We start from the raw sequence: 23,584 nt of genomic DNA on the forward strand, positions 1-23,584 counted from the left end.
TACGGGCCACCACTGACAGTGGCCCCGGGTCGCTACTGCCTCGGCGCCGGCCGTTCCTGCCCGGCCTGGTGCGCGACCCGGCGCCGGACGCCGAACCAGCCGGCCACCAGCATCACCGCGATCACGGGCACCAGCAGCACGGTCTTGCGGCCGACCTCCTCGTCGTTCCACATCAGGCCGACGACCGCCAGCAGGAAGGCGATGGTGACGATCTCCGTGACGGGGCTGCCGGGCAGCCGGAAGCCCGGCCGTTCGACCAGGCCCGCACGCGCCCGGCGGACGAACACCAGGTGGCAGATCATGATGATCACCCACGTGCTGATGATGCCCAGCGAGGCGACGTTCAGCACGATCTCGAAGGCCTTGCTCGGCACCAGGTAGTTCAGTCCGACACCGAGGACGCAGACCGCGCAGGTCAGCAGGATGCCGCCGTAGGGGACCTGACTGCGGCTCATCACGCCGGTGAACCTCGGCGCGGAGCCGGCCATCGCCATGGAACGCAGGATGCGGCCGGTGGAGTACAGGCCGGAGTTCAGCGACGACATCGCGGCGGTGAGGACGACGAGGTTCATCACGTCACCGGCGGCCGGCACACCGATCCCCGACAGCACCGTGACGAAGGGGCTCTCGTCGCCCGAGTAGAGCGAACTCGGCAGCAGCAGGGCCAGGAGCACGACCGAGCCGACGTAGAACAGGGCCACCCGCCACATGATCGAGTTCACCGCACGAGGAACGATCTTGTGCGGCTCGGCGGTCTCGCCGGCGGCGACGCCGACCAGTTCGAGGGCCGCGTAGGAGAAGATCACGCCCTGCATGACGAGGACCACGGGCATCACACCGTGCGGGAGGATGCCGCCGTGGTCGGTGATCATGCCCATGCCCGGGGTCTGCCCGCTCACCTCGTGCTGGGTGGCGAGCAGGAAGATTCCGATCAGCATGAAGCCGACGAGGGTGGCGACCTTGACGATCGCGAACCAGAACTCCATCTCGCCGAAGATCTTCACCGAGATCAGGTTCACGGCCAGGACCACCGCGAGGGCGACGAGGGCGAGCACCCATTGGGGGATGCTCGTGAACATGCTCCAGTAGTGCGTGTACAGCGCGATCGCGGTGATGTCGGCGATGCCGGTCGTGGACCAGTTCAGGAAGTACATCCAGCCGGCGACGTAGGCGCCCTTCTCACCGAGGAACTCGCGCGCGTACGACACGAAGGATCCGGAGGAGGGCCGGTACAGCACCAGCTCGCCCAGTGCCTTGACGACGAAGAAGGCGAAGACGCCGGCGACGAGGTAGGCGATGGCGAGCGCCGGTCCGGCGTCGCGCAGCCGCCCGCCGGCGCCGAGGAAGAGGCCGGTGCCGATCGCGCCGCCGATGGCGATCATGTTGACGTGACGGGCCTTGAGGTCCTTGCTGTAACCGGCGTCGCCCGCGTCCGCGGGGATGGTCCCGGTCGCCTGGGGATGGGCGGCGACCTGTGCCGTGTCGACGGCGTCCTTGCTCACGGGTGGTTCCACTCTCTGGTGCGCTCGGGCGGGGTGCGCCCGAGTCGTCCGTACGTGTGTCTCGGGCCCGCACCACCCAATGACGCGGCACAGACCAAGACGGCACCTTCCCACGACGCTGCGTGGGCATGCGGTGGTTCATGTCACACAGCGTGACTTCTCACAAGATCCGCCGATGGTCCGCACGGGTCGGTCAAGAGACGTGCGACGGGTGCGCGAGAGATGCGCGAGAGGTTTCACAGCGTTGGTGAGACAGCGATACTGCTGCATATGACGACGACCGACACCGCGGAGCCGACCCTGACGATCGACGAGCTGGCCGCGCGGGCCGGCGTCACGGTGCGCACGGTCCGCTTCTACGGCACCAGAGGACTGCTGCCGCCGCCGGTGCTCGGTCCCCGCCGGGTGGGGCACTACGGCCGGGAGCACCTGGCGCGACTGGCGCTGATCGAGGAGTTGCAGCACCAGGGCATGACGCTGGCCGCCATCGAGCGGTATCTCAAGCGGCTGCCGGACGACCTGAGCCCCCACGACCTGGCGCTCCACCGCGCGGTGGTGGCCTCCTGGGCGCCGGAGGCGGTGGAGCGGGTCACCCGCGAGGAGCTGGGCAGGCGGGCGGGGCGGCCGCTCACCGACGAGGAGGTGGACCGGCTGGGGGCGATGGACGTCGTGGTGCCCGACGGCGACGCCTACCGGGTGGACGTCGGGCTGCTCCGACTCGGCGTCGAGCTGCTCGACGTGCCCTTCTCCCCCGAGACGGTGCTCGCGGCCCGCACCGCCCTCCTGGAGCACTCCCGCGCCGCCGCGCGCGACCTGTCGCGGCTGCTGCGCGACGCGGTCGCCGAACGGGAGGCGCCGGAGGTGCGGTCGCTCTCCGCCCACATGCACCCGCTGGTGGTGCAGGCGCTGCTGACCACGTTCCAGCGGTCGCTGCGCGAGGAGCTGCGGGAGTGGCTCGACAAGGAGGCCGGTGAATGATCCCGCGACTCAGCGGCCGTCCGTGAAGACCTCCCCGTTGTCCGCCTTCTCCACCAGCAGGGCGGGCGGGGTGAAGCGCTCGCCGTAGCGGTCGGCCAGCTCGCGGGCGCGGGCGACGAAGCCCGGCACGCCGCCGTCGTATCCGTTGATGTACTGGAGGACGCCGCCGGTCCAGCCGGGGAAGCCGATGCCGAAGATCGAGCCGATGTTGGCGTCGGCGACGGAGGTCAGCACCCCCTCCTCCAGGAGCCGGACGGTGTCCAGCGCCTCCGAGAACAGCATCCGCTCCTGCATGTCGGCGAACGGGATCTCGTGTCCCGGCTTCGTGAAGTGCTCGCGCAGCCCCGGCCACAGCCCGGCCCGCCTGCCGTCCTCGCCGTACTCGTAGAACCCGGCACCTCCGGAGCGTCCCGGGCGGCCGAACTCGTCGACCATGCGGTCGATGAGCGCCTCGGCGGGATGCGCCGCCCAGGTGCCGCCCGCCTCCTCCACCGCCCGCTTCGTCTCCTCGCGGATCTTGCGGGGGAGGGTGAGGGTCAGCTCGTCCATCAGGGACAGCACCTTGGCCGGGTAACCCGCCTGGGCCGCCGCCTGCTCCACCGAGGCGGGCTCGATGCCCTCCCCCACCATCGCCACACCCTCGTTGATGAAGTGGCCGATGACCCGGGAGGTGAAGAAGCCCCGCGAGTCGTTGACCACGATCGGCGTCTTGCCGATCTGCCGGACCAGGTCGAACGCCCGGGCCAGGGCCTCGTCCCCGGTCCGCTCGCCCTTGATGATCTCCACCAGCGGCATCCTGTCCACGGGTGAGAAGAAGTGCAGCCCGATGAAGTCGCCCTGCCGCTCCACCCCCTCGGCCAGCGCCGTGATCGGCAGCGTGGAGGTGTTCGAGCACAGCAGCGCGTCGGGGGCGACGACGTGCTCGATCTCCTGGAACACCTTGTGCTTGAGCGAAGTGTCCTCGAACACCGCCTCGATCACCGCGTCACACCCCGCCAGATCGGCCGCCTCGGCCGTCGGCGTGATCCGCGCCAGCAGCGCGTCCGCCTTCTCCTGACTCGTACGGCCCTTCGCGACGGCCTTGGCGCACAGCTTCTCCGAATACGCCTTGCCCTTGAGCGCCGACTCCAGGGAGACGTCCTTCAGCACCACGTCGATGCCCGCACGCGCACACGAGTAGGCGATACCCGCACCCATCATCCCCGCGCCCAGCACGGCCACCTTGGCGACCTTCCCCGGCTCGACACCCTTCGGACGGTTGGCACCGGAATTGACCGCCTGCAGGTCGAAGAAGAACGCCTGGATCATGTTCTTCGAGGTCTGCCCGGCGGCCAGTTCGACGAAGTAGCGGGCCTCGATGACCTGGGCGGTCTCGAAGTCGACCTGGGAGCCCTCGACGGCGGCGGCCATGATGTTGCGCGGCGCCGGGTAGGGGGCGCCGTTCGTCTGCTTGCGCAGGTTGGCGGGGAAGGCGGGCAGGTTGGCCGCGAACTTCGGGTGGGACGGGGTGCCGCCGGGGATGCGGTAGCCGGGCCGGTCCCAGGGCTGGGCGGACTCCGGGTGGGCGTCGATGAAGGCGCGGGCCTTGGCGAGCATGTCCTCGCGGCTGTCGGCGACCTCGTCGACCAGGCCGTTCTCCTGGGCGCGGCGCGGGTTGTACTGGGTGCCCTGGAGGAGGACCTTCAGCAGGGCATCGGTGATGCCGAGCATCCGGACGGTGCGGACGACTCCGCCGCCTCCGGGGAGCAGGCCGAGGGTGACCTCGGGGCAGCCGATCTTGGAGCCGGGGGCGTCCAGGGCGACGCGGTGGTGGCAGGCCAGCGCGATCTCGTAGCCGCCGCCGAGGGCCGCGCCGTTCAGGGCGGCGACGACGGGCTTGCCGAGGGTCTCGATGCGGCGCAGGTTCCGCTTGATGGCCATGCCGCCGTCGAAGAGGTCCTGCGCGGTCTCCGGGGTGACGCGGATGAGGTCGCGCAGGTCGCCGCCCGCGAAGAAGGTCTTCTTGGCGGAGGTGACGATGACGCCGCGAATCGAGTCCTTCTCGGCCTCCAGGCGGTCGGTGACCGCCGCCAGGGAGTCGCGGAACGCCTGGTTCATGGTGTTCGCGGACTGGTCGGGGTCGTCGAGGACGAGGGTGACGACACCGGTGTCGTCCTGCTCCCAGCGGATGGTGGTGGGCTCGGTGCTCATGAGGGTGTGCTCCAGGTGATCCGTCGTGGCCGTCGTGGCCGTCGTGGCCGTCGTATCCGTCGGGAGGGGTTCAGATGCGCTCGACGATGGTGGCGATGCCCATGCCGCCGCCCACGCACAGGGTGGCGAGGCCGTAGCGCTTGTCCTGGCGCTCCAGTTCGTCGACGAGGGTGCCGAGGATCATCGCGCCGGTGGCGCCGAGGGGGTGACCGAGCGCGATCGCCCCGCCGTTGACGTTGACCTTGTCCAGCGACAGGCCCATGTCCTTCACGAAGCGCAGGACCACCGCCGCGAACGCCTCGTTGATCTCGACCAGGTCGATGTCTTCAATGCTCAGCCCGGCCCTGGCCAGCGCCTTGCGGGTGGCCGGGGCGGGGCCGGTGAGCATGATGGTGGGCTCGGAACCGGAGACGGCGGCGGAGACGATCCGGGCGCGCGGCCGCAGACCGTAGCGGTCACCGACCTCCTCGGAGCCGACGGCGACCAGGGAGGCGCCGTCGACGATGCCGGAGGAGTTGCCCGCGTGGTGAACGTGGTCGATCCTCTCCACCCAGTGGTACTTCTGCAGCGCCACCGCGTCGAACCCGCCCAGCTCACCGATGTCCGCGAAGGACGGCTTCAGCCCCGCGAGGGAGTCGGCGGTGGTGCCGGGGCGCGGGTGCTCGTCGTGGTCGAGGACGGTGAGACCGGCGCGGTCCTTCACCGGCACGACGGACCGCTCGAAGCGGCCCTCCTTCCAGGCGGTCGCCGCGCGCTCCTGGGACAGCGCCGCGTACTCGTCCACGTCACGGCGCGAGAAGCCCTCGATGGTCGCGATCAGGTCGGCGCCGATGCCCTGCGGGACGAAGTTGGTGGCGAGGTTGGTCATCGGGTCGTTGAACCAGGCGCCGCCGTCCGAGGCCATCGGGACGCGGGACATGGACTCGACGCCGCCCGCGAGGACCAGGTCCTCCCACCCGGAGCGCACCTTCATGGCGGCCATGTTGACGGCCTCCAGGCCCGAGGCACAGAAGCGGTTCTCCTGCACCCCGGCCACCGTGTCCGGCAACCCGGCCGCGATCGCCGCGATGCGGGCGATGTCCGAGCCCTGGTCGCCGACCGGACCGACGACACCGAGCACGATGTCGTCCACGGCGGCCGGATCCAAGCCGGGGAACCGGGCGCGGATCTCCTGGATGAGACCGACGACCAGGTCGACGGGCTTCGTGCCGTGCAGGGCGCCGTTCGCCTTGCCGCGTCCGCGCGGGGTGCGGATCGCGTCGTACACATACGCTTCGGTGCTCACTGGCAGGCCTTTCACTGAGGGTTGTGCACTGCGGGGTTCGGGTTCGGGAGGGAGGCCGGGGCCGGGCCGCCCCAGGCGCGGGGCAGCCCCCAGTCGCGGACCACGGCCTCGGTGTCGGCGCCGGGCAGGGCGGGGCCGGTGCGGACGGTGGTGGGGGTCGCGGAGAAGCGGGGTGCGGGGGCCGGCTGGGTGATGCCGTCGTGCTCGGTGAAGGTGGAGCGGGCGGCGAGGTGCGGGTGATGCGGGGCCTCGCGCAGCGACAGGACCGGGGCCGTACAGGCGTCGGAGTCGGCGAAGACGGCCGTCCACTCGTCGCGGGTACGGGACTTGAAACGGGCGGCGACGGCCGCGCGCAGCTCGGGCCAGCGGGCCGGGTCGTCGCGGGCCGGTGCCAGGTCGGGGATGCCGAGCAGCCGCATGAACTCGGCGTAGAACTGCGGTTCGAGCGCGCCGACCGCCATGTACCGGCCGTCGGCGGTCTCGTAGGTGCCGTAGAAGGGGCAGCCGCCGTCGAGGAGGTTGGCGCCGCGCCGGTCCTGCCAGGCGCCGGCGGCCAGCATGCCGTGGATCATCGCCGAGAGGTGGGCGGTGCCGTCGACGATGGCGGCGTCCACGACCTGCCCGGTGCCGTCCTCGCGCGCGTGGTGCAGGGCGGCGAGGATGCCGACGACCAGGTAGAGGGAGCCGCCCGCGTAGTCGCCGAGCAGGTTGGCGGGGGCCGCCGGGGGCACGTCGGGGGCGCCGGTCATGCCCAGGGTGCCGGTGAGCGCGATGTACCCGATGTCGTGCCCGGCGCGCCGGGCGAGCGGGCCTTCCTGGCCCCAGCCGGTCATCCGGCCGTAGACGAGGCGCGGGTTGCGGGCGTGGCAGTCCCGGGGACCGACGCCGAGCCGTTCGGCGACGCCGGGGCGGTAGCCCTCGATCAGGACGTCGGCGCGTTCGGCGAGGTCGAGGACCCGGGCCGGGCCGTCCGGTGCCTTGAGGTCGACGACCACGGAGCGCTTGTTCCGGTTGGTGACGTCGTGGGCGGGGTCGATCCCGAGGCCCGGCCCGCCGGGACGGTCGACGCGCACGACGTCGGCGCCCAGGTCCGCCAGGAGCATGGCGGCGAAGGGTCCGGGACCGATACCGGCCAGCTCGACCACGCGCACACCGGCGAGCGGGCCCTCGGTGCCCGGCGTCCGCGTCGGCGTCTTCGCTTCCGGCATGCAGCCCCCAGCTCTGTGACACAACCGATGTAACACCAGTGATGCTAAGAACGTGTTCCACTGGGCACAAGACCCGGGCGAGCAAGCGCTTAGCCAATTATGGTGCAGGCTCCTCGCCGGGCCGCGCGATCCTCACGCTAGCCTCAGCCACCGGCAACGGCGCGTGCTGCGGACCCAGGGGTTGCCGACGGGTGACGGAGGGATGTCATGAGCAGGCTGAAGACGGCCGACCGGCCGTACGACATCGTGTTGTTCGGGGCGACGGGATTCGTCGGCGAACTGACCGCGCAGTACCTCGCCGCACACGCGCCGGACGGCCTGCGCTGGGCGGTCGCCGGCCGCGACGGGGAGAAGCTGCGCCGCCTGCGCGACCGGCTGGCCGCCGCGGCGGACACCGCGGCGGACGTCGGCGTGCTGCTCGCGGACGTGTCCGATCCGGACTCGTTGCGCGAACTCGCCGGGCACGCGCGCGTGGTGGCCACGACTGTCGGCCCGTACGTCCGTTACGGCGACGCGCTGGTCGCCGCCTGCGCCGACGCCGGTACGGACTACCTCGACCTCACCGGGGAGCCCGAGTTCGTCGACCTGGCGTACGTCCGCCACGACACCCGCGCGCGGGAGACCGGCGCCCGCCTGGTGCACGCCTGCGGTTTCGACTCCGTCCCGCACGACCTCGGCGTGTACTTCACCGTGCGGCAGCTGCCGGAGGGCGTGCCGCTGAGGGTGGACGGCTTCGTGCGGGTCGGCGCCACGTTCTCGGGCGGTACGTTCGCCTCCGCCCTGGGCCAGTTCGCGCGCGGGCGCGCGCTGCGGGCTGCCGCGCTGGAACGCCGGCGGCACGAGCCCCGGCTGGTGGGCCGCCGCGTGGTGACCCCGACCGGGGCGCCGCGGTTCGCCGGGGAGGTGGGGGCGTGGGCGCTGCCGCTGCCGACGGTGGACGCGCAGATCGTGCGCCGCTCCGCGAAGGCCCTGGATCGCTACGGCCCGGACTTCCGCTACCGCCACTACGCGGCCGTACGGCGGCTGCCCGTCGCGGTGGGCGGGGTGGCCGCCGTGGGTGCGCTGGTGGCGGCCGCCCAGGTGCCGCCCGCGCGGCGCTGGCTGTCCGGTCGGCTTGCGCCGGGCGAGGGACCGAGCGCCGAGCGGCGGGCGAAGAGCTGGTTCTCGGTCCGCTTCGTGGGCGAGGGAGGCGGCCGCCAGGTGTTCACCGAGGTCGCGGGCGGCGACCCCGGGTACGACGAGACGGCCAAGATGTTCGCCGAGGCGGCGCTCTGTCTCGCCCTGGACGCCCTGCCGCCGACGGCCGGGCAGGTGACCACGGCCGTGGCGATGGGCGACGCGCTGACCGAGCGGCTGCGGGCGGCGGGCATCGGCTTCCGGGTGGCCGCGGCCCGCTGACGGGCCGCCCGGGGCGCCGTACGGCGCTCCGGGGTCCGGGACCTACCCGCTCCGGGGTCCGGGACCTACCCGGACCACCCGGCGATCGTGTAGATCATCCCGCCGATCCAGGCCAGACCCGCGCCCACCGCCAGCACGAGACCCGCGACCACGGACCGCTCGACGGGGCGGCCGGACCGGGCCGGGTACTTGGGTGCACGGTGTGTCGTCATGCCGTCCACCCTGCCGGGACCGCGGGGATGGCACATCCGTACGGATACTCAGATCCCGCTGGGTGTTCGAATCCGCCGATTTGAGACTTTCACGGCGCCTCTCTCCGGGCCACCGGGCGTGATGTGCGGCCAAGTGCCAAAAAGGAGTTCAATGAAACCCTTGAAGGCATGAAGTTCCTTCTCGAAGTCACCATGGACGAGGGCGCGCTCGCCGAGGACCCCGCGGGCGAGTTGCAGCGGATCCTGCGGTACTGGGGCGGCAACCTGAAGCACTACGCGCTGCGGCCCGGCGACGGTTCCGAGATCTACGACTCGGCGTACCGGGAGGTGGGCCGCTGGAGCGTCGAGGATCAGGCCCGGTAGGCGGCGTCCCGCAGGGCCGCGCGGCACAGGGCGTCGGCCCTGCGGGTGGTCTCCGGCAGCCGGTAGGCGGGCGTCAGGGCCAGGGTGTGGGCGCAGGCGTTGCCGAGGCCCACCCGGTGCCCGACCGAGACGAAGACCGGCTTCACGCCGTCGCGGGTGCGCACCGCCCGCCCGACCTCCTCGGCACCGGCGAGCAGCGGGGACGTGCTGCCGCGCGGGGTGTCGGGGTCGTCGTGGGTGAAGGTGAACGGGTTCTTGGCCACGCCGATCGTGGGCAGGCCGGTGAGGACGCCCAGGTGGCTGGCGAGGCCGAAGCGGCGCGGGTGGGCCAGGCCGTACCCGTCGCACACGACCAGGCCGGGCGGGCAGGGCAGCGCTTCCAGTGCGGCGAGCACGGTCGGGATCTCCCGGAAGGCGAGCAGGCCGGGCACGTACGGGAAGGAGATCCGGCCGACGGCCGTGGCCTCGGCGACCACGGCGAGGGTCCCGGCGTCCAGTACGACGGCCGCCGCCGCGACGACGTCGCGTTCGTCGTCGTAGGCGACGTCCACGCCGGTCACCCGGCCGGTGCCGGGGGGCGGGCCGGGCTCGTCGAGCACCACGCGGGCGCGCAGTTCGTCCTGGACCGCCCGGGCCCGTTCCTCGGTCGCGGGCCAGCCGGCGGGGATCTGCACGCTCACGGTCGTCATGGTGGCCGCAAGCCTACGGGAGCCCGAGTAGGCTCGCGATCATGTTCGTACTGGAGCTGTCCTACACCGCCCCGCTCGAAGCCGTCGACGCGCTGCTGCCCGACCACGTGGCCTGGCTCGACGGACTGTACGAGCAGGGCGTGTTCCTGGCGTCCGGGCGCAAGGAGCCCCGCGAGGGCGGGGTGATCCTCGCCGTCGCGGGGGACCGTGCGCGGATCGAGGAGATCACCGCGGGCGACCCGTTCGTCAGGGCCGGTGTGTGCGCGTACCGCGTCACCGAGTTCGTCGCCACGAAGACGGCGCCCGGACTGGAGCGCTACCGGGAGACGCTCGGGTAGCGGCGCGGCTCACTTGCCCAGTGCCTGGCGCAGCTCGCCCTTGTTCATGTTCGAACGACCGTGGACGTCACGGCGCTTGGCCTCCTGGTACAGCTGGTCGTAGGTGGGCCCCTGGGGTCCCTGACGGTTCCCGGACCGCTGGCCGCCGCGCTTGCTCGGCGACTTGTCCTGTGTCGAGGTGCGGCTGGCGGTCTTCGACTCGCCGGACTGCGCGCGTTCCTTGTTCACCGTCCGCGCCGCGATCTCCTCGGCGCGGCCGGTGCTCTCGCCGCGGTCCTTCGCGCTCTTCTTGATGTGCTCGTACTGCCGCTCCCGCTTGGGGCTGGAACCGCTCGGCATGTCCGCTCACTTCCTCTCACGTTCAGCGAACGGTTACCCACGTTACGGACAATCACCCCGGCCCGCCCGGTGTCAGCGCTCCAGCCGGGCGACCCGGCCCTGCTCGCCCGCGGCCCAACAGCCCAGGTCCGGGGTGCAGTCCACGGTGTCGTAGGAGCCGGTGTCGACCGTCCGCCAGGTGCGGCCGCCGTCCGTGGTGAGGTCGGTGCCGGTGGGACCGACGGCGAGGGCGGCGGAGCGGCTGTGCGGGAGCCAGGCGACGCCGGAGCGGTAGGCGGGCGGAGGCCGGTCGGCGGGCCGCCAGCTGCGGCCGGCGTCGGAGGACCGGGCGGCGGCCCGCGGGGAGGCCTGCCCGGGGCGGTAGTCGCCGCCCACGGCGAGACCGTGGGCGGCGTCGCGGAAGGCGAGGGCGAAGACACCGCGGGCCGGGTCGCCGGCCGGGACCGGGGCGTCGGTGGCCGTCCAGGTGCGCCCGCGGTCGGCGGAGTGCAGCACGCGCGCGCGTGCGGCCCCGCCGGTGGCCAGCCACACATCGCTCGGCCCGGCGGAGACCAGGCACTGGCCGCTCGCCGCGAACCCGGCCTCGCCCTGCTGCGCGGCCGGCATTCCCGCGTCGGGCAGCACCTTCCAGGAGCGGCCCCCGTCGCCGGTCGACAGGATGCGGAACTTCCCGTCCACCGGGTCGCTCATGGCGAGGCCGTGACGGCGGTCGAAGAAGGTCAGGCAGTCGTAGAAGGCCCGGGCGTCGGTGTTGCGGAAGGACTCGGTCCAGGTCGCCCCGCCGTCGTCGGTGCGGTAGATCCGGGACGCCTCGCCCTCGCCGATGGCCAGGACCACGGCCCGGCGGGCGTCGAAGGCCTCGATGTCCCGGAACTCCAGCTCACCTGCGCCCGGCGGGGAGACGTCGCGCCAGGTGTCGCCGCCGTCGGTGGTGCGCAGGACCGTCCCCCCGGTGCCGGCCACCCAGGCGGTGTGCCGGCTGACGGCGGCGAGCCCCCGGAACCGGACGTCGAAGACGCCGGTGTCCTGCACGTCCCACTGCGGCCGCTGGTGCGCCTGGGCGGGTACGGCGGTCAGCGCGGCCAGCGCCGCCGCGCAGACCGCCCCGGCGAGCGCCACCCGCCCCGTACGTCTGCCGCCGGCTCGAACGGGCCGTCCCATGCGTCGCGTGCTTCCCAAGCGCCTCATGGCGGGCGAAGCTAGCCCACGGCCCGCGCGCCGTCCAGAGGGCCGCGACCGCTCGCGCTCGCGGTGCGGGCGCGCCGCAAGTGCCCTGCGGAGCACGAGAGGAGAGGCGTGTCACTCCTGGGAGCTCCCGGGCATGAACGCGGTGACAGAGGTCACTCGCTCGTCGTGTGCACGGATGGGCTGATTCCGACGTCTCTTCCAGTGCCCGGCCCGCACCACCCGCGAAGCCCGTCCAGTCGTCACGAGGGAGCAAGGCGTTGTCCACCGTCATCGAGCAGTCCGTCGAGGCGCGTCTCGTCGCCGCCGCGCCGCGTATGCCGAGCATTCCCGCCACCCTGCACTACGACCGCGCCGACCCGTTCGCCGTCCGCATGACCTTCCCGGCCCCGGCCACCCTCGAGGGCGTGGAGGTCTGCTGGACCTTCTCCCGCGAGCTGCTCATCGCCGGGATGCAGGAGCCGAACGGCCACGGCGACGTCCGGGTGCGCCCGTACGCGTACGACCGCACCGTCCTGGAGTTCCACGCGCCCGAGGGCACCGCGGTGATCCACGTCCGCTCGGGCGAGCTGCGCCGGTTCCTCCAGGCCGCCGGCGAGCTGGTGCCGGTGGGTCTCGAGCACCTCCAGCTGGACCTGGACCACGACCTGGCGGAGCTGATGCGCGGGAGCTGCTGACCGGCTCCCGCCTCCCCCGCTCCCGGCTTCCGGCTCCCGCGGTGACGGACGCCGCTCAGCCGCGCGCGGACGCCGGTGCCCGCGCGCCCTCGTCGCTCACCGCGTCCCACACCTCGCTCACGACCTTCCGCATGCCGGGTGCCGCGCTCGCGCACCGCCGGGCCAGTTCCGTGATCCGGTCCTGTGCGCGCACTCCGGTCACCGTGCCTTCCGGGACACCCAGTCCGGCGGCGGCCGCCAGTGCGGCCAGGGCCGCGTCCCGCTCGGAGACCTCCCCGGCCGGCTGCGGGCCCCGGAGGACACGGCGTGCCTCCTCGCGCAGCGCCCGCGCCGCGGCGCCCCGCGCGAGCACGTACTCCACGGACGGGAACACGCCGAGCACGCGCTTCTTCTCCGCCCGCAGGTACCCCTCGGCCACCAGTTGCTCCCGCACGGCGTCGAAGGTGACCCGGGCGTGCAGCCGCACCCAGGTGCGCCACCGGTGCGGCAGCGACTCGCGGACGAGTTCAAGGAGGCCGTCGAGGACCGCGTCCCCGGTGCGGGAGTCCAGGTCGGCGGGGGTCGCGATGCCCTCGTCGTCGGTGAGCAGCCCGCGCTGGGCCAGTTCGGTGAGCGCACCGGCGCGCACCAGGTGGTGGACGCGGGCGGTCTCGGCCGCAGAGGACCGCTCGGGGTCCCAGGCCAGCAGGCAGAGCCGGGCGGGCAGTGAGAGCGAGCCGTTGGGCACGGGGGCCTCCTCGGGTTCCGCGTAAATGCGTTGACAGGCCAACCGGGTCGTATCTAGGTTCGACATCGCTTCTGTTGCCGCCGATTGGAGAAGGACGTTGCTCGTCTGAGGTCCTGAGACACCGCGTCCCACGTATCCCACGTGGGTACATCGCGTGCGACCTCGGCGTTCGAGCCGTCCCAGCCTCTGACGGAGCAGGGCTTCCTTCGTGCTCTCCCCTCGTCCGACGGCGGTCACCCGCTTCCGGTGTCTCGATACGCGTTTGCCCCTGACCGCTTCGAGCAACCGCGGAGACCCGTATGTCTACTTCCCCCACTTCTCTCACCTGTACGTCCCTGTCCTTCGCCTGGCCCGACGGCACGGAGGTCTTCGACGGACTCGACGTCGCCTTCGGCCCCGGCAGGACCGGCCTCGTCGGCCTCAACGGCGCCGGGAAGTCCACCCTGTTGAAGCTGATCGCCGGACGGCTCACCCCGGCCGACGGCACCGTCCGGGTGGCCGGCCAGGTGGGCTACCTGCCGCAGAACGTCACGCTCGACACCGCGCTGCGGGTCGACGAGGCGCTCGGCATCGACGGCCGGCGGGCCGCGCTGCACGCCATCGAGGCGGGTGACGTGCGCGAGGAGCACTTCGAGACCGTCGGCGACGACTGGGACGTCGAGGAACGCGCGCTGGCCACGCTCGGCGAGCTGGGCCTGGGCCACATCGGCCTCGACCGCACCGTCGGCGAGGTGTCCGGCGGCGAGTCGGTGCTGCTGCGGCTGGCCGCGCTGCTGCTGCGCCGGCCCGACGTGCTGCTCCTGGACGAGCCCACCAACAACCTCGACGTGTACGCCCGCAGACGGCTGTACGCGGCCGTCGAGTCCTGGCCTGGGGTGATGGTCGTGGTCAGCCACGACCGCGAGCTGCTGGACCGGGTCGACCAGATCGCCGACCTGCGGGCCGGCTCGGTCACCTGGTACGGCGGCAACCTCACGGCGTACGAGGAGGCGCTGGCCGTGGAGCAGGAGGCGGCCGAGCGCATGGTGCGGGTCGCCGAGTCGGACCTGCGCAGGCAGAAGCGCGAACTGGCCGACGCCCAGGTCGTCCTGGCCCGGCGCAGGCGCTACGGGCAGAAGATGTACGACACCAAGCGCGAGCCCCGTGCGGTGATGAAGCTGCGGGCCCGGACGGCCCAGCAGTCGGCCGGCAAGTACCGCATCATGCACGAGGAGAAGCTCGCCGGGGCGAAGGAGCGGCTCGACGACGCGGTGGAGGCCGTGCGGGACGACGACGAGATCCGCGTCGACCTGCCGTACACGGCCGTACCGCCGGGCCGGACCGTGCTGACCCTGCGGGCGCTGGAGCTGGCGTACGGCGCCCGGGTGGCGGGCGGTCTCGATCTGCACGGTCCGGAACGGATCGCGCTGCTGGGGCGCAACGGCGCGGGCAAGACCACGCTGCTGCGCACCGTCGCCGGGGAGCTGGCGCCGGTGGCGGGCGAGGCGACGGCGCACGTGCCGCTGCGGTTCCTGCCACAGCGTCTGGACGTCCTGGACGACGGCCTGACCGTCGCGGAGAACGTGGCCCGGTTCGCGCCCGGCGCCACCAACAACCGGATCCGGGCCCTGCTGGCGCGCTTCCTGTTCCGGGGCGCCCGCGCCGACCAGCAGGCGGCCACGCTGTCCGGCGGCGAACGCTTCCGGGCGGCGCTGGCGGCGCTGATGCTGGCCGAGCCCGCGCCGCAGCTGCTGATGCTGGACGAGCCGACCAACAACCTGGACATGGCGAGCGTGCGGCAGCTCACCGGCGCGCTGGAGGCGTACGAGGGGGCGCTGCTCGTGGCCAGCCACGACCTGCCGTTCCTGGAGTCGCTGGGCATCACGCGCTGGCTGCTGCTGGAGGAGGGAGAACTGCGGGAAATCACGCCGGAAGCTGTCGGGTATTCCGCCTAGCGTCCGCTGGATGAGCGAGTTCATCAGCATCACCGGGGCCAGGGAGAACAACCTCCAGGACGTCACGCTCCGCATCCCGAAGGGCCGGCTGACCGTCTTCACCGGCGTCTCGGGGTCGGGGAAGTCGTCGGTCGTGTTCGACACCATCGCGGTGGAGTCGCGGCGCCAGCTGAACGAGACGTTCACCTGGTTCGTGCGCAACCGGCTGCCCAAGTACGAGCGGCCGCACGCGGACGCCCTGGAGGGCCTGACCCCCGCGATCGTCGTCGACCAGCGGCCGGTCGGCGGCCACTCCCGCTCCACGGTCGGCACGATGACCGACATCCACTCGGTGCTGCGGGTGCTGTTCTCCCGGCACGGCACCCCCGGCGCGGGAGGGGCGACGGCGTACTCGTTCAACGACCCGTCGGGCATGTGCCCCGGCTGCGACGGCCTGGGCCGCCGGGTGCAGCCCGACTGGGACCGGATCCTGGACCCGGCCAGGTCGCTGGCGGACGGGGCGGTCCGTTTCCCGCCGTTCGCGGCCGGGACCTGGCAGGGGCAGACCTACACCAACACCGAGGAGCTGGACACCGGCAAGCCGGTCGGCGACTTCACGGCGGCCGAGCGCGCCTTCCTGATGCGCGGGCGGCCCGGCAGCAAGGTCACCGTGAGCGGCTCGGGCGGGACGTGGAGCACCGAGTACGAGGGGCTCGCCGACCGGTTCGAACGGCTGTACCTCAAGCGGGACCTGTCCGGCATGAGCGAGCGGACCCGGGATCTCGTGCGCGGCTTCCTGGTCGAGGCCCGCTGCCCCGACTGCGGCGGGGCCCGGCTGAACGCGGCCGCGCTCGCCTCCCGGATCGACGGGCACTCCATCGCCGACTGCTCGCGGATGCAGATCACCGACCTGATCGCCGTACTGAGGGGGATCGACGACCCGGTGGCCCTGCCCGTCGCCGGCGCCGCGGTGGCCGCGCTGGAGCGGGTGGAGGCGATCGGGCTCGGCTATCTCAGCCTGGACCGGGAGACCGCCACGCTGTCCGGCGGCGAGGGGCAGCGGCTGAAGACCGTGCGGCACCTCGGTTCCAGCCTGACCGGGATGACGTACATCTTCGACGAGCCAAGCGTCGGACTGCACCCGCGTGACGTCGGGCGCCTCGGCGACCTGCTGCTGCGGCTGCGCGACAAGGGCAACACCGTGCTGGTGGTCGAGCACGACCCGGACGTCATCGCGCTGGCCGACCACGTCGTCGACATGGGCCCGCGGGCCGGTGCCGACGGCGGCCGGGTGGTGTTCGAGGGGACGCCGGCCGGGCTGGCCGCGTCGGACACGCTCACCGGGCGGTGCCTGGGGCGGCGTACGGCGGTGAAGGACACGGTGCGGGCGCCCACCGGCGAGCTGTGGGTCAAGGGCGCCGAGCGGCACAACCTGCGGGAGGTGACGGTGGCGTTCCCCACCGGGGTGCTCACCGCGGTCACCGGGGTCGCCGGGTCGGGCAAGAGCACGCTGGTCGCGGAGCTGACCGGGGCCCATCCGGACGCCGTGGTCGTCGACCAGTCGGCCATCGGCATCTCCGCCCGCTCCACCCCGGCGACGTATCTCGGGATCATGGACACGGTGCGGAAGGTCTTCGCGCGGCAGACCGGTGCCGAGCCGGGCTTCTTCAGCTTCAACTCGGCGGGGGCCTGCGGCACCTGCGAGGGGCGCGGGATCATCCACACCGACCTCGCCTTCATGGACCCGGTCACGACCGCCTGCCACGACTGCGAGGGGCGCCGCTTCCGGGAGGAGGTGCTGCGGCTGACGGTCGACGGCCGGTCGGTCGCCGACGTGCTCGCGATGACCGCCGGCCAGGCCCTCGGCTTCTTCTCCGACCCCGGCGTACGCCGTCGGCTGCGTGCCCTGCGCGACGTCGGCCTCACCTACCTCACCCTCGGGCAGCCGCTGTCCACGCTCTCCGGCGGCGAGCGGCAGCGGATCAAGCTGGCGACCCGGCTGCACCGCACGGGCGCGGTCTACGTCCTGGACGAGCCGACCACCGGTCTGCACATGTCGGACGTCGAGGGGCTGCTCGCCCTGCTTGACCGCCTCGTGGACGCCGGCAACACGGTCGTGGTCGTCGAGCACAACCTGGACGTGGTGGCGCACGCCGACCGGGTGATCGACCTCGGCCCGGACGGCGGGCGGGACGGAGGCCGGGTGATCTTCGAGGGCACCCCGCGCGAACTGCTCGCGGCCCGCCGCTCCAGCACCGCCGAGCATCTCAGGAGGGCTACGAGGCGCTGACGGGGGTTCCGCAGGCGCGGGCCGCCGCTGCATGATGGCGCGAACCGGCGCCGGGTCACGGCGCCGGACAGCCGACGTCGACACCCGCCGATCCGCGCCGACACGAAAGGCCCCGCGTGCCCAGCAAGAAGGCCCTCGTCCGCCGCCCCAGCCCCAGGCTCGCCGAAGGACTGGTGACACACGTCGAGCGGGAGAAGGTCGATCACGGCCTGGCCCTCGAACAGTGGGACGCCTACGTCGAGGCCCTCGGAGCACACGGCTGGGAGACGCTGGAGGTGGACCCGGCCGACGACTGTCCGGACTCGGTCTTCGTCGAGGACGCCGTCGTCGTGTTCCGCAACGTCGCGCTGATCACGCGGCCCGGCGCCGAGTCGCGGCGCGCGGAGACGGCCGGCGTCGAGGAGGCCGTGGCCCGGCTCGGCTGCTCGGTGAACTGGGTGTGGGAGCCGGGCACCCTGGACGGCGGCGACGTCCTGAAGATCGGCGACACGATCTACGTGGGACGCGGCGGCCGGACCAACGCGGCCGGTGTCCAGCAGCTGCGGGCGGCGTTCGAGCCGCTGGGCGCCCGGGTCGTCGCCGTGCCCGTGAGCAAGGTGCTGCATCTGAAGTCGGCGGTCACCGCGCTGCCGGACGGGACGGTGATCGGGCACATCCCGCTGACGGACGTGCCCTCGCTGTTCCCCCGTTTCCTGCCGGTGCCGGAGGAGTCGGGGGCGCACGTGGTGCTGCTCGGCGGGAGCAGGCTGCTGATGGCGGCGAGCGCGCCCAAGACGGCGGAGCTGCTCGCCGATCTCGGTCACGAGCCGGTGCTCGTCGACATCGGGGAGTTCGAGAAGCTGGAGGGCTGTGTGACGTGCCTCTCGGTCAGGCTGCGCGAGCTGTACGACTGAGCACGGTGCGCAGGGCGTGCGCCCGGCCCCGGACCTGCGGGTCTCGGGGCCCGTGTCGGGTACCGCCGGACGGTGGCTGATCAGCGACCTTTACAGTGCGTTTAACCTACGGTCTCGTAACCTACGGTTTCGTAGCCTACGATCCCGTAGGTTCCCGGCACCGCTCGCCGGTCGCACCGCACTGTCGTACGTCCCCATGGAGTTATTCGTGACGATCGTCTCCCCGCACCTCGGCACTTCCGCAGAATGGACCGACGCCCGGCTGCTGTACGCGCTGGAGGAAGTGGTCGAGCAGGAACTCAACCGGCATCTGAAGGTCGCCAAGGACTGGATGCCGCACGAGTACGTGCCGTGGACCGAGGCGCGGAACTTCCCGGGGATCTTCGAGGACGGCGAGGCCTGGGGGAAGGAGCAGTCCAAGGTCACCGAGATCGGCCGGATCGCCCTGGTGGTGAACCTGCTGACGGAGGACAACCTCCCCAGCTACCACCACGAGATCGCCAGCCTCTTCGGCCGCGACGGCGCCTGGGGCACCTGGGTGCACCGCTGGACCGCCGAGGAGGGCCGCCACGGCATCGTGATGCGGGACTACCTCCTCGCCTCGCGCGCGGTCGACCCGGACAAGCTGGAGCAGTTCCGCATGGCCCACATGAGTGAGGGCTTCGAGTCGGACAACCGGCACTCGATGCTGCACTCGGTGGCGTACGTGGCCTTCCAGGAGCTGGCCACCCGCATCTCGCACCGCAACACGGGCCACCAGTCCGGCGACCCGGTCTGCGACCGCATGCTGGCCCGCATCGCGACCGACGAGAACCTGCACATGGTCTTCTACCGGAACCTGCTCAAGGCGGCCTTCGAACTGGCACCCGACCTGACGATGCAGGCGGTCCGGGACGTGGTCGTCGACTTCCGGATGCCCGGTCACGGCATGCCCGGCTTCGAGCGGGCCGCCGCGCAGATGGCGATCGGCGAGGTCTACAACCTGCGCATCCACCACGACGACGTGATCCAGCCCGTGCTGCGCTTCCTGAAGGTCATGGAGATCGACGGCCTCGGTCCCGAGGGGCAGGCGGCCCAGGAGGAACTGGGGCTGTACATGGGCGGCCTGGACGCCGAGGCCGCCAAGTTCGACGAGAAGCTGGCGGCGCGCAAGGCCCGGATGGCGGCCCGCGCGGCGGGCTGACCGCCCCCGGGCCCAGCCTCCCCGGCCCCGCGCCCCGGCCGGCGTCACTCGTGGGCCGTAATCTCCCCCGGTGCCGCGCCGCGCACGCCGGGGACCGGGTGGCGGCGCGGGGCGCGCGGCAGCTCCCGCCACGGCGCGGGCCAGTCCTCGCACTCGCCGAGCGCTGCGGTGACGGCCAGAGGCTCGGCGGGCGCCTCGGTGAGCAGCGCGGCCGCGACGCCGCCCGCAGCGCGGCACACCGCGCCGCACCGGGTCCTGCTCGTCGCGCAGCCGTGCCATGTCCGCCAGTACGGCGGTGACGGCGGCCGGGTCGCCCGAGCGGGCGGCGTTGCGGACCAGCAGCGGCCCGGCCCGGGCGCGGCCGTCGGCGTCCGGGCACAGGGTGGCGGCCGGCAGCCGGTCGCAGGGCGTGGCCGCGCACGTACGGGTCGGGATCAGCGATCCGGCCCGCGATCCACTCGGTGGCGCGGGCGGCGGACGGGAGCGGATCGAGGGCGTGCGGCAGGCTCTCGGTCCGGTGCTGTGCGGCGGCTGAAGACCTGCCGGGGTTCTGCCCGGCGCGACGGGTGCGGCACAGCGCGTTACCGGGCCGCGCTCAGGGGATGGTGCGCCGCAGCGCCAGCCGTTCCTTCTCCGACAGGCCGCCCCAGACGCCGAAGCGCTCGTCGTTGCTCAGCGCGAACTCCAGGCAGGTCGAGCGGATCGGGCACAGGGCGCAGATGCGCTTCGCGTCCCGTACGGAGCTGCCGGGCTCGGGGAAGAAGAAGTCGCCCCCGGTCTGCGCGCACAACGCCTCCTCCTGCCAGCTGAGGTCGGGCGCCGCTGTCGTCTCGGTGTGCATGCGCAGCAGCCTGCCGGGAAGCGAAAAACGTTCGCTCAACGCGGCATCAACGCCGCGCGTCCGGGCACCCCCAGCAGATCAGATGGTCCTCCGCCGCGCACGGCGGCGCGCGGAAGCGGTGAGCGGGGGTCGGTGGAAGACTCGTCAGTGCAGGCAACGGGACCCTTGCGAGGAGGGCGAACCATGCTCACGACCCGTTTCGTCACCGGCGCTCCGAACTGGCTCGACGTCGGCACGTCCGATCTCGACGGCGCCACCTCCTTCTACGGCGGCCTCTTCGGCTGGCGGTTCCGGTCGGCCGGGCCGGAGGCCGGCGGCTACGGCTTCTTCGAGCTGGACGGCCGGATCGTGGCCGACGGCATGGGCACGACCGAGGAGCAGGGCCCGCCGTCCTGGACCGTGTACTTCCAGGCGCCGGACGCCCGGGCCGCCGCCCAGGCCTCCGGGGAGGCGCACGGCGGTGTCCTCGTGCAGCCGATGGACGTCATGGACCAGGGCACCATGACGATCCTCGCCGACCGGGCCGGGCTGCCGTTCGGCATCTGGCAGCCGGGGCAGCGCGCCGGCCTGGACGTGACCGGCGAGAGCGGCGCGCTGTGCTGGGTCGAGCTGCACACCGCGGACATCGCGGCAGCCGCCGCCTACTACCGTGCGGTGCTGGGCCTGGAAACCTCCGGCGTCTCCTTCCCCGGCGGCTCCTACACCTGCGTCAACCCGGCCGGGGAGGGCGAGGACGCCATGTTCGGCGGTCTCGTCCCGCTCGCCGAGGATCCGGCGGACACGGACGCCGACGCCGGATGGCTGCCGTACTTCGCGGTGGACGACGCGGACACCGCGGTCGCCCGGACCACGGAGCTGGGCGGCACGGTGCGGATGCCCGCGACGGACATCGAGGGCGTCGGCCGCGTAGCCCGCCTGGCCGACCCGTACGGCGCCCGGTTCGCGGTACTCAGGCCGGCGCCCCGCCAGGGGTAGGCACGGGGCGCGTCCGGCCGCTCGCAGTCACCTCGGGCCCGTCACCCGGGCGCACTCGAGTCCGGGGCGAGACCGGTGTCCGGCCTCAGGGGGTGTGGGACCGGCTCACGCCGTGGACCGGTGGACCAGGGTCGTCGGCAGGACCACGCCGGGCGGGGCGGCGGTCGGTGTCCGCGCGGCGTCGAAGTCGGTGGCGTCGGCGGCGGCTCCGCGGTCCAGGCCGCGCAGCAGCAGGCGGGCCATCAGCCGGCCCATGCCCTCGATGTCCTGGCGGACGGTGGTCAGCGGCGGGTCGGTCTGTTCGGCGACGGGCAGCATGTCGTCGAAGCCCACCACGGCCACGTCGTCCGGCACCCGCCGCCCGCGTTCGCGCAGCACCCGCAGGGCGCCCGCCGCGGTGAGGTCGTTGGCCGCGAACACGGCGTCCAGGCCGGGGCACCGGTCGAGCAGTACCCGCATCGCCCGCTCCCCGCCGCCCGAGGTGAAGTCCCCCCGCGCGACCAGCCCCGGGCCGGCACCGGGGCGGACGTCACGGAAGCCCGCGAGCCGGTCGGCGGCCGAGGTCTGGTCGAGCGGGCCGGTGATGTGCGCAATGCGGGTGCGGCCGAGCCCGGCCAGGTGGTGGACGGCCGAGCGCGCGCCGCCGCGGTTGTCGCTGTCCACGTAGACCACGTCGTCCCGCCCGTCGTCCCAGTCGGGGCGCCCGCCGAAGACGGTCGGCACCCCGGCGCTGCGGACCAGGCCGGGCAGCGGGTCGTGCAGGTGCAGGGAGAAGACGAGGGCACCGTCGACGTGCCCGCCGGCCAGGTAGCGCCCGACACGGGCGTGGTCCTCGCGGCCCTCGGTGAGCAGCAGCACGAGCTGGTTGTCGTGGGCCGTCAGTTCCTTGCTGATGCCGCGCAGTTGCTGGGCGAAGTAGGGGTCGGCGAAGACCCGTGTCTCCGGTTCCGCGGCGACGACGGCGACGGCCTGGTGCCGTCTGGTCACCAGTGAGCGGGCGGCGTGGTTGGGCACGTATCCGAGTTCCTCCACCGCGCGCCGCACCCGCTCGGCCAGCGCGTCCCGCACCCCGTGGGCACCGTTGACCACACGGGACACGGTGGCCCGCGAGACCCCGGCGCGCTCGGCCACGGCCTCGAGCGTGGGGCGCGGCCCGGTCTCGGTCACGTGCGGCTCCTCCTCGGCGACTGCGGCTCAGGATAGCGGCAGGCCGCGGCGCGGGAGGGGGCGCTCCGGGGACCGAAAACGTTCTTGTGCGCGGGCGGGTGCGGTCGTCAGCATGGGCGTATGTACAGAAGAACGGTCCACGACAGCTGACCGGCGGCGCCGGTGGCGGCGCCGGCCGGCCCCGGCTCAGTGCTCGTGTTCGTGTGCGGCCGCCCCGCCCGTCGGCTCCCCGCTCTCGCCGCTCTTCGCGGTCGCCCCGCCGTGCTCGTGCGGTTCGTACCCGGGGATCGTGCCGTCCGGCTTCTTCACCAGGAACAGCCCCACCATGCCCATGTCGGAGTGGCTCTGGACGTGGCAGTGGTACATCCACGCCCCGGCGCCCACCCCCTCCCCCGCGATGATCTGGAAGCCGAAGGAGTCGGCCGGGCCGGTGATCTTGTTGTCGATGACCCGGGACGGGTCGTCGGGGCCGGTGAGGATGCCGGTCCGGTTGTCCGCCCAGCGGTGACCGTGCATGTGGAAGGTGTGGTAGTACTCCCCGTGCGTGATCATGACGATCTCCACGCGGTCGCCCACGGTGGCCTCGAAGTCGGGGCCGGTGTGCGGCTTGCGGTTGTTGATGGTCATGTCGTTGAAGACGATCGTGTGCGTGGCGTCCGGCAGCACGTCCCCCTTGCGGCGCACGATCACCGGGCCGTACAGGCCGTTGCGGATGCCTCCGGTGCCGTGTTCGGTGCCGACGACGTGGTCGTGGTAGTGCCAGTAGCCCGCGCTGCCCGGCCGCCAGGTGCCGTCGTCGCGGCGGCCCGGTTTGTGGGTGCGCCAGGTGTAGGTGCGGGTGCCGCCGGGCTCGACGTCGCTCTTGTTCATCGCGGTGCCGTCGCTGGAGATCTCGTAGTCCAGGCCGTGCACGTGCAGGCTGGCCCGCACGTCCATCGTGTTGGTGAACTCGATGTGCAGCGTGTCGCCCTCGTTGACCTCGATCAGCGGGCCGGGGACCGACGCCTTGCCCTTCTCGAAGCCGTAGCCCATCTGACCGTCCGCCAGCTTCTCGGCGTACATCTTGAGGTGTCTCACCTCGCCCCCGGCCGGTGCCGTCCTCGCGGTGATCCCCTTGGCCGCGGGGGCGGCGCCCGCGACCTCCGGAGCGATGGACAACGATGTCGCGGCGGCCGCGCCGCCCAGCAGTACCCGTCGGTTGAAGCCTCGCCTGTCCATGCCGAACTCCCCA

The 23,584-nt window shown here is 72.7% G+C and carries 24 protein-coding genes; 11 read left to right on the forward strand and 13 right to left on the reverse strand.

What is annotated here, in order from left to right; all coding sequences use genetic code 11:
* Window positions 1-32: 32 nt before the first annotated feature.
* Window positions 33-1,502 carry an amino acid permease gene (locus tag R2E43_RS04770; protein ID WP_003972262.1) on the reverse strand — a complete coding sequence of 490 codons (1,470 nt, stop codon included), beginning with the start codon at window positions 1,500-1,502 and terminating at the stop codon, window positions 33-35.
* Between the two features lie 222 nt (window positions 1,503-1,724).
* Between R2E43_RS04770 and R2E43_RS04775 the strand changes: the two genes are divergently transcribed.
* Entirely contained in the window at window positions 1,725-2,480 is a 756-nt protein-coding gene (locus R2E43_RS04775) for a MerR family transcriptional regulator (RefSeq protein WP_003972263.1), read from the forward strand.
* A 9-nt stretch (window positions 2,481-2,489) separates the two neighbouring features.
* On the opposite strand, the gene R2E43_RS04780 is transcribed toward R2E43_RS04775, so the two are convergent.
* The 3 genes from R2E43_RS04780 to R2E43_RS04790 all read right to left on the reverse strand — a co-directional run bounded on the left by R2E43_RS04780 (window position 2,490) and on the right by R2E43_RS04790 (window position 7,163).
* On the reverse strand, window positions 2,490-4,670 hold the full coding sequence (locus R2E43_RS04780; RefSeq protein ID WP_332055937.1) for a 3-hydroxyacyl-CoA dehydrogenase NAD-binding domain-containing protein: 2,181 nt from the start codon (window positions 4,668-4,670) through the stop codon (window positions 2,490-2,492).
* Window positions 4,671-4,740: 70 nt separating this feature from the next.
* Window positions 4,741-5,955 carry an acetyl-CoA C-acetyltransferase gene (locus R2E43_RS04785; protein ID WP_319349350.1) on the reverse strand — a complete coding sequence of 405 codons (1,215 nt, stop codon included), beginning with the start codon at window positions 5,953-5,955 and terminating at the stop codon, window positions 4,741-4,743.
* Window positions 5,956-5,966: 11 nt separating this feature from the next.
* Complete coding sequence (locus tag R2E43_RS04790) at window positions 5,967-7,163, reverse strand: CaiB/BaiF CoA transferase family protein (RefSeq protein ID WP_003972266.1); 1,197 nt, start codon at window positions 7,161-7,163, stop codon at window positions 5,967-5,969.
* Window positions 7,164-7,370: 207 nt separating this feature from the next.
* On the opposite strand from R2E43_RS04790, the gene R2E43_RS04795 reads away from it, so the two are divergent.
* The gene (locus R2E43_RS04795) at window positions 7,371-8,561 is read left to right on the forward strand and encodes a saccharopine dehydrogenase family protein (RefSeq protein WP_038534220.1); all 1,191 of its coding nucleotides are present in this window, start codon (window positions 7,371-7,373) and stop codon (window positions 8,559-8,561) included.
* Window positions 8,562-8,626: 65 nt separating this feature from the next.
* Here R2E43_RS04795 and mmpA read toward each other — a convergent pair whose 3' ends face one another.
* Window positions 8,627-8,773, reverse strand: a complete 147-nt coding sequence (mmpA, locus tag R2E43_RS04800; RefSeq protein ID WP_011031137.1) for a morphogenic membrane protein MmpA — start codon at window positions 8,771-8,773, stop codon at window positions 8,627-8,629.
* 168 nt (window positions 8,774-8,941) lie between these two features.
* On the opposite strand from mmpA, the gene R2E43_RS04805 reads away from it, so the two are divergent.
* On the forward strand, window positions 8,942-9,136 hold the full coding sequence (locus tag R2E43_RS04805; protein ID WP_003972269.1) for a hypothetical protein: 195 nt from the start codon (window positions 8,942-8,944) through the stop codon (window positions 9,134-9,136).
* On the opposite strand, the gene R2E43_RS04810 is transcribed toward R2E43_RS04805, so the two are convergent.
* Window positions 9,124-9,825: an endonuclease V gene (locus tag R2E43_RS04810; RefSeq protein WP_011031135.1), complete on the reverse strand. Its 702-nt coding sequence runs from the start codon at window positions 9,823-9,825 to the stop codon at window positions 9,124-9,126. The two genes, R2E43_RS04805 and R2E43_RS04810, sit on opposite strands and share 13 nt — an antisense overlap.
* 41 nt (window positions 9,826-9,866) lie before the next feature.
* On the opposite strand from R2E43_RS04810, the gene R2E43_RS04815 reads away from it, so the two are divergent.
* The gene (locus R2E43_RS04815) at window positions 9,867-10,163 is read left to right on the forward strand and encodes a YciI family protein (RefSeq protein WP_003972271.1); all 297 of its coding nucleotides are present in this window, start codon (window positions 9,867-9,869) and stop codon (window positions 10,161-10,163) included.
* 9 nt (window positions 10,164-10,172) lie between these two features.
* On the opposite strand, the gene R2E43_RS04820 is transcribed toward R2E43_RS04815, so the two are convergent.
* Window positions 10,173-10,502, reverse strand: coding sequence for a hypothetical protein (locus R2E43_RS04820; protein WP_003972272.1), 330 nt, complete (start codon window positions 10,500-10,502; stop codon window positions 10,173-10,175).
* A gap of 72 nt (window positions 10,503-10,574) precedes the next feature.
* Window positions 10,575-11,663 (reverse strand): WD40/YVTN/BNR-like repeat-containing protein, encoded by a 1,089-nt coding sequence (locus R2E43_RS04825; protein WP_319122325.1) that lies wholly within the window; start codon window positions 11,661-11,663, stop codon window positions 10,575-10,577.
* A gap of 284 nt (window positions 11,664-11,947) precedes the next feature.
* Between R2E43_RS04825 and ssgD the strand changes: the two genes are divergently transcribed.
* The gene (gene ssgD / locus R2E43_RS04830) at window positions 11,948-12,364 is read left to right on the forward strand and encodes a spore wall synthesis regulator SsgD (RefSeq protein ID WP_003972274.1); all 417 of its coding nucleotides are present in this window, start codon (window positions 11,948-11,950) and stop codon (window positions 12,362-12,364) included.
* Between the two features lie 55 nt (window positions 12,365-12,419).
* On the opposite strand, the gene R2E43_RS04835 is transcribed toward ssgD, so the two are convergent.
* A complete protein-coding gene (locus tag R2E43_RS04835) occupies window positions 12,420-13,091 on the reverse strand; it encodes a GOLPH3/VPS74 family protein (RefSeq protein ID WP_016327844.1) in 672 nt (223 codons plus the stop codon).
* A gap of 299 nt (window positions 13,092-13,390) precedes the next feature.
* Here R2E43_RS04835 and R2E43_RS04840 point away from each other — a divergent pair, with 299 nt between their 5' ends.
* From R2E43_RS04840 to R2E43_RS04855, 4 genes are all read left to right on the forward strand, one after another.
* Window positions 13,391-15,025 carry an ABC-F family ATP-binding cassette domain-containing protein gene (locus R2E43_RS04840; RefSeq protein ID WP_136209052.1) on the forward strand — a complete coding sequence of 545 codons (1,635 nt, stop codon included), beginning with the start codon at window positions 13,391-13,393 and terminating at the stop codon, window positions 15,023-15,025.
* Window positions 15,026-15,035: 10 nt separating this feature from the next.
* Window positions 15,036-17,294 carry an excinuclease ABC subunit UvrA gene (locus R2E43_RS04845; RefSeq protein ID WP_326647547.1) on the forward strand — a complete coding sequence of 753 codons (2,259 nt, stop codon included), beginning with the start codon at window positions 15,036-15,038 and terminating at the stop codon, window positions 17,292-17,294.
* A gap of 116 nt (window positions 17,295-17,410) precedes the next feature.
* Window positions 17,411-18,187, forward strand: coding sequence for a dimethylargininase (gene ddaH / locus R2E43_RS04850; protein ID WP_003972278.1), 777 nt, complete (start codon window positions 17,411-17,413; stop codon window positions 18,185-18,187).
* Between the two features lie 208 nt (window positions 18,188-18,395).
* Entirely contained in the window at window positions 18,396-19,370 is a 975-nt protein-coding gene (locus R2E43_RS04855; protein ID WP_016327843.1) for an acyl-ACP desaturase, read from the forward strand.
* 44 nt (window positions 19,371-19,414) lie between these two features.
* Here the strand turns inward: R2E43_RS04855 and R2E43_RS04860 are convergent, their stop codons facing one another.
* Window positions 19,415-19,609 (reverse strand): hypothetical protein, encoded by a 195-nt coding sequence (locus R2E43_RS04860; RefSeq protein WP_332055938.1) that lies wholly within the window; start codon window positions 19,607-19,609, stop codon window positions 19,415-19,417.
* 38 nt (window positions 19,610-19,647) lie between these two features.
* Here R2E43_RS04860 and R2E43_RS04865 point away from each other — a divergent pair, with 38 nt between their 5' ends.
* Window positions 19,648-19,905: a hypothetical protein gene (locus R2E43_RS04865; protein WP_030869672.1), complete on the forward strand. Its 258-nt coding sequence runs from the start codon at window positions 19,648-19,650 to the stop codon at window positions 19,903-19,905.
* 60 nt (window positions 19,906-19,965) lie between these two features.
* On the opposite strand, the gene R2E43_RS04870 is transcribed toward R2E43_RS04865, so the two are convergent.
* Entirely contained in the window at window positions 19,966-20,211 is a 246-nt protein-coding gene (locus tag R2E43_RS04870) for a WhiB family transcriptional regulator (RefSeq protein WP_011031128.1), read from the reverse strand.
* Between the two features lie 183 nt (window positions 20,212-20,394).
* On the opposite strand from R2E43_RS04870, the gene R2E43_RS04875 reads away from it, so the two are divergent.
* Entirely contained in the window at window positions 20,395-21,186 is a 792-nt protein-coding gene (locus tag R2E43_RS04875; protein ID WP_332055939.1) for a VOC family protein, read from the forward strand.
* Between the two features lie 105 nt (window positions 21,187-21,291).
* On the opposite strand, the gene R2E43_RS04880 is transcribed toward R2E43_RS04875, so the two are convergent.
* Together R2E43_RS04880 and R2E43_RS04885 are read right to left on the reverse strand one after the other, a co-directional pair.
* On the reverse strand, window positions 21,292-22,353 hold the full coding sequence (locus tag R2E43_RS04880) for a LacI family DNA-binding transcriptional regulator (protein ID WP_332055940.1): 1,062 nt from the start codon (window positions 22,351-22,353) through the stop codon (window positions 21,292-21,294).
* A 186-nt stretch (window positions 22,354-22,539) separates the two neighbouring features.
* Complete coding sequence (locus R2E43_RS04885) at window positions 22,540-23,571, reverse strand: multicopper oxidase domain-containing protein (RefSeq protein WP_003972284.1); 1,032 nt, start codon at window positions 23,569-23,571, stop codon at window positions 22,540-22,542.
* Window positions 23,572-23,584 lie beyond the last annotated feature (13 nt).

The sequence above is a fragment of the Streptomyces violaceoruber genome (genome assembly GCF_033406955.1).
Taxonomy (GTDB): Bacteria; Actinomycetota; Actinomycetes; order Streptomycetales; family Streptomycetaceae; genus Streptomyces; species Streptomyces violaceoruber.

Coding starts and splice junctions, on each gene's coding strand:
- R2E43_RS04840 (WP_136209052.1), top strand. CDS start 13,391: ATGTCTACTTCCCCCACTTCTCTCACCTGTACGTCCCTGTCCTTCGCC.
- R2E43_RS04820 (WP_003972272.1), bottom strand. CDS start 10,502: ATGCCGAGCGGTTCCAGCCCCAAGCGGGAGCGGCAGTACGAGCACATC.
- R2E43_RS04805 (WP_003972269.1), top strand. CDS start 8,942: ATGAAGTTCCTTCTCGAAGTCACCATGGACGAGGGCGCGCTCGCCGAG.
- R2E43_RS04825 (WP_319122325.1), bottom strand. CDS start 11,663: ATGGGACGGCCCGTTCGAGCCGGCGGCAGACGTACGGGGCGGGTGGCG.
- R2E43_RS04780 (WP_332055937.1), bottom strand. CDS start 4,670: ATGAGCACCGAGCCCACCACCATCCGCTGGGAGCAGGACGACACCGGT.
- R2E43_RS04790 (WP_003972266.1), bottom strand. CDS start 7,163: ATGCCGGAAGCGAAGACGCCGACGCGGACGCCGGGCACCGAGGGCCCG.
- R2E43_RS04885 (WP_003972284.1), bottom strand. CDS start 23,571: ATGGACAGGCGAGGCTTCAACCGACGGGTACTGCTGGGCGGCGCGGCC.
- R2E43_RS04810 (WP_011031135.1), bottom strand. CDS start 9,825: ATGACGACCGTGAGCGTGCAGATCCCCGCCGGCTGGCCCGCGACCGAG.
- R2E43_RS04795 (WP_038534220.1), top strand. CDS start 7,371: ATGAGCAGGCTGAAGACGGCCGACCGGCCGTACGACATCGTGTTGTTC.
- R2E43_RS04870 (WP_011031128.1), bottom strand. CDS start 20,211: ATGCACACCGAGACGACAGCGGCGCCCGACCTCAGCTGGCAGGAGGAG.
- mmpA (WP_011031137.1), bottom strand. CDS start 8,773: ATGACGACACACCGTGCACCCAAGTACCCGGCCCGGTCCGGCCGCCCC.
- R2E43_RS04775 (WP_003972263.1), top strand. CDS start 1,725: ATGCGCGAGAGGTTTCACAGCGTTGGTGAGACAGCGATACTGCTGCAT.
- R2E43_RS04875 (WP_332055939.1), top strand. CDS start 20,395: ATGCTCACGACCCGTTTCGTCACCGGCGCTCCGAACTGGCTCGACGTC.
- R2E43_RS04815 (WP_003972271.1), top strand. CDS start 9,867: ATGTTCGTACTGGAGCTGTCCTACACCGCCCCGCTCGAAGCCGTCGAC.
- R2E43_RS04845 (WP_326647547.1), top strand. CDS start 15,036: ATGAGCGAGTTCATCAGCATCACCGGGGCCAGGGAGAACAACCTCCAG.
- R2E43_RS04865 (WP_030869672.1), top strand. CDS start 19,648: ATGTCCGCCAGTACGGCGGTGACGGCGGCCGGGTCGCCCGAGCGGGCG.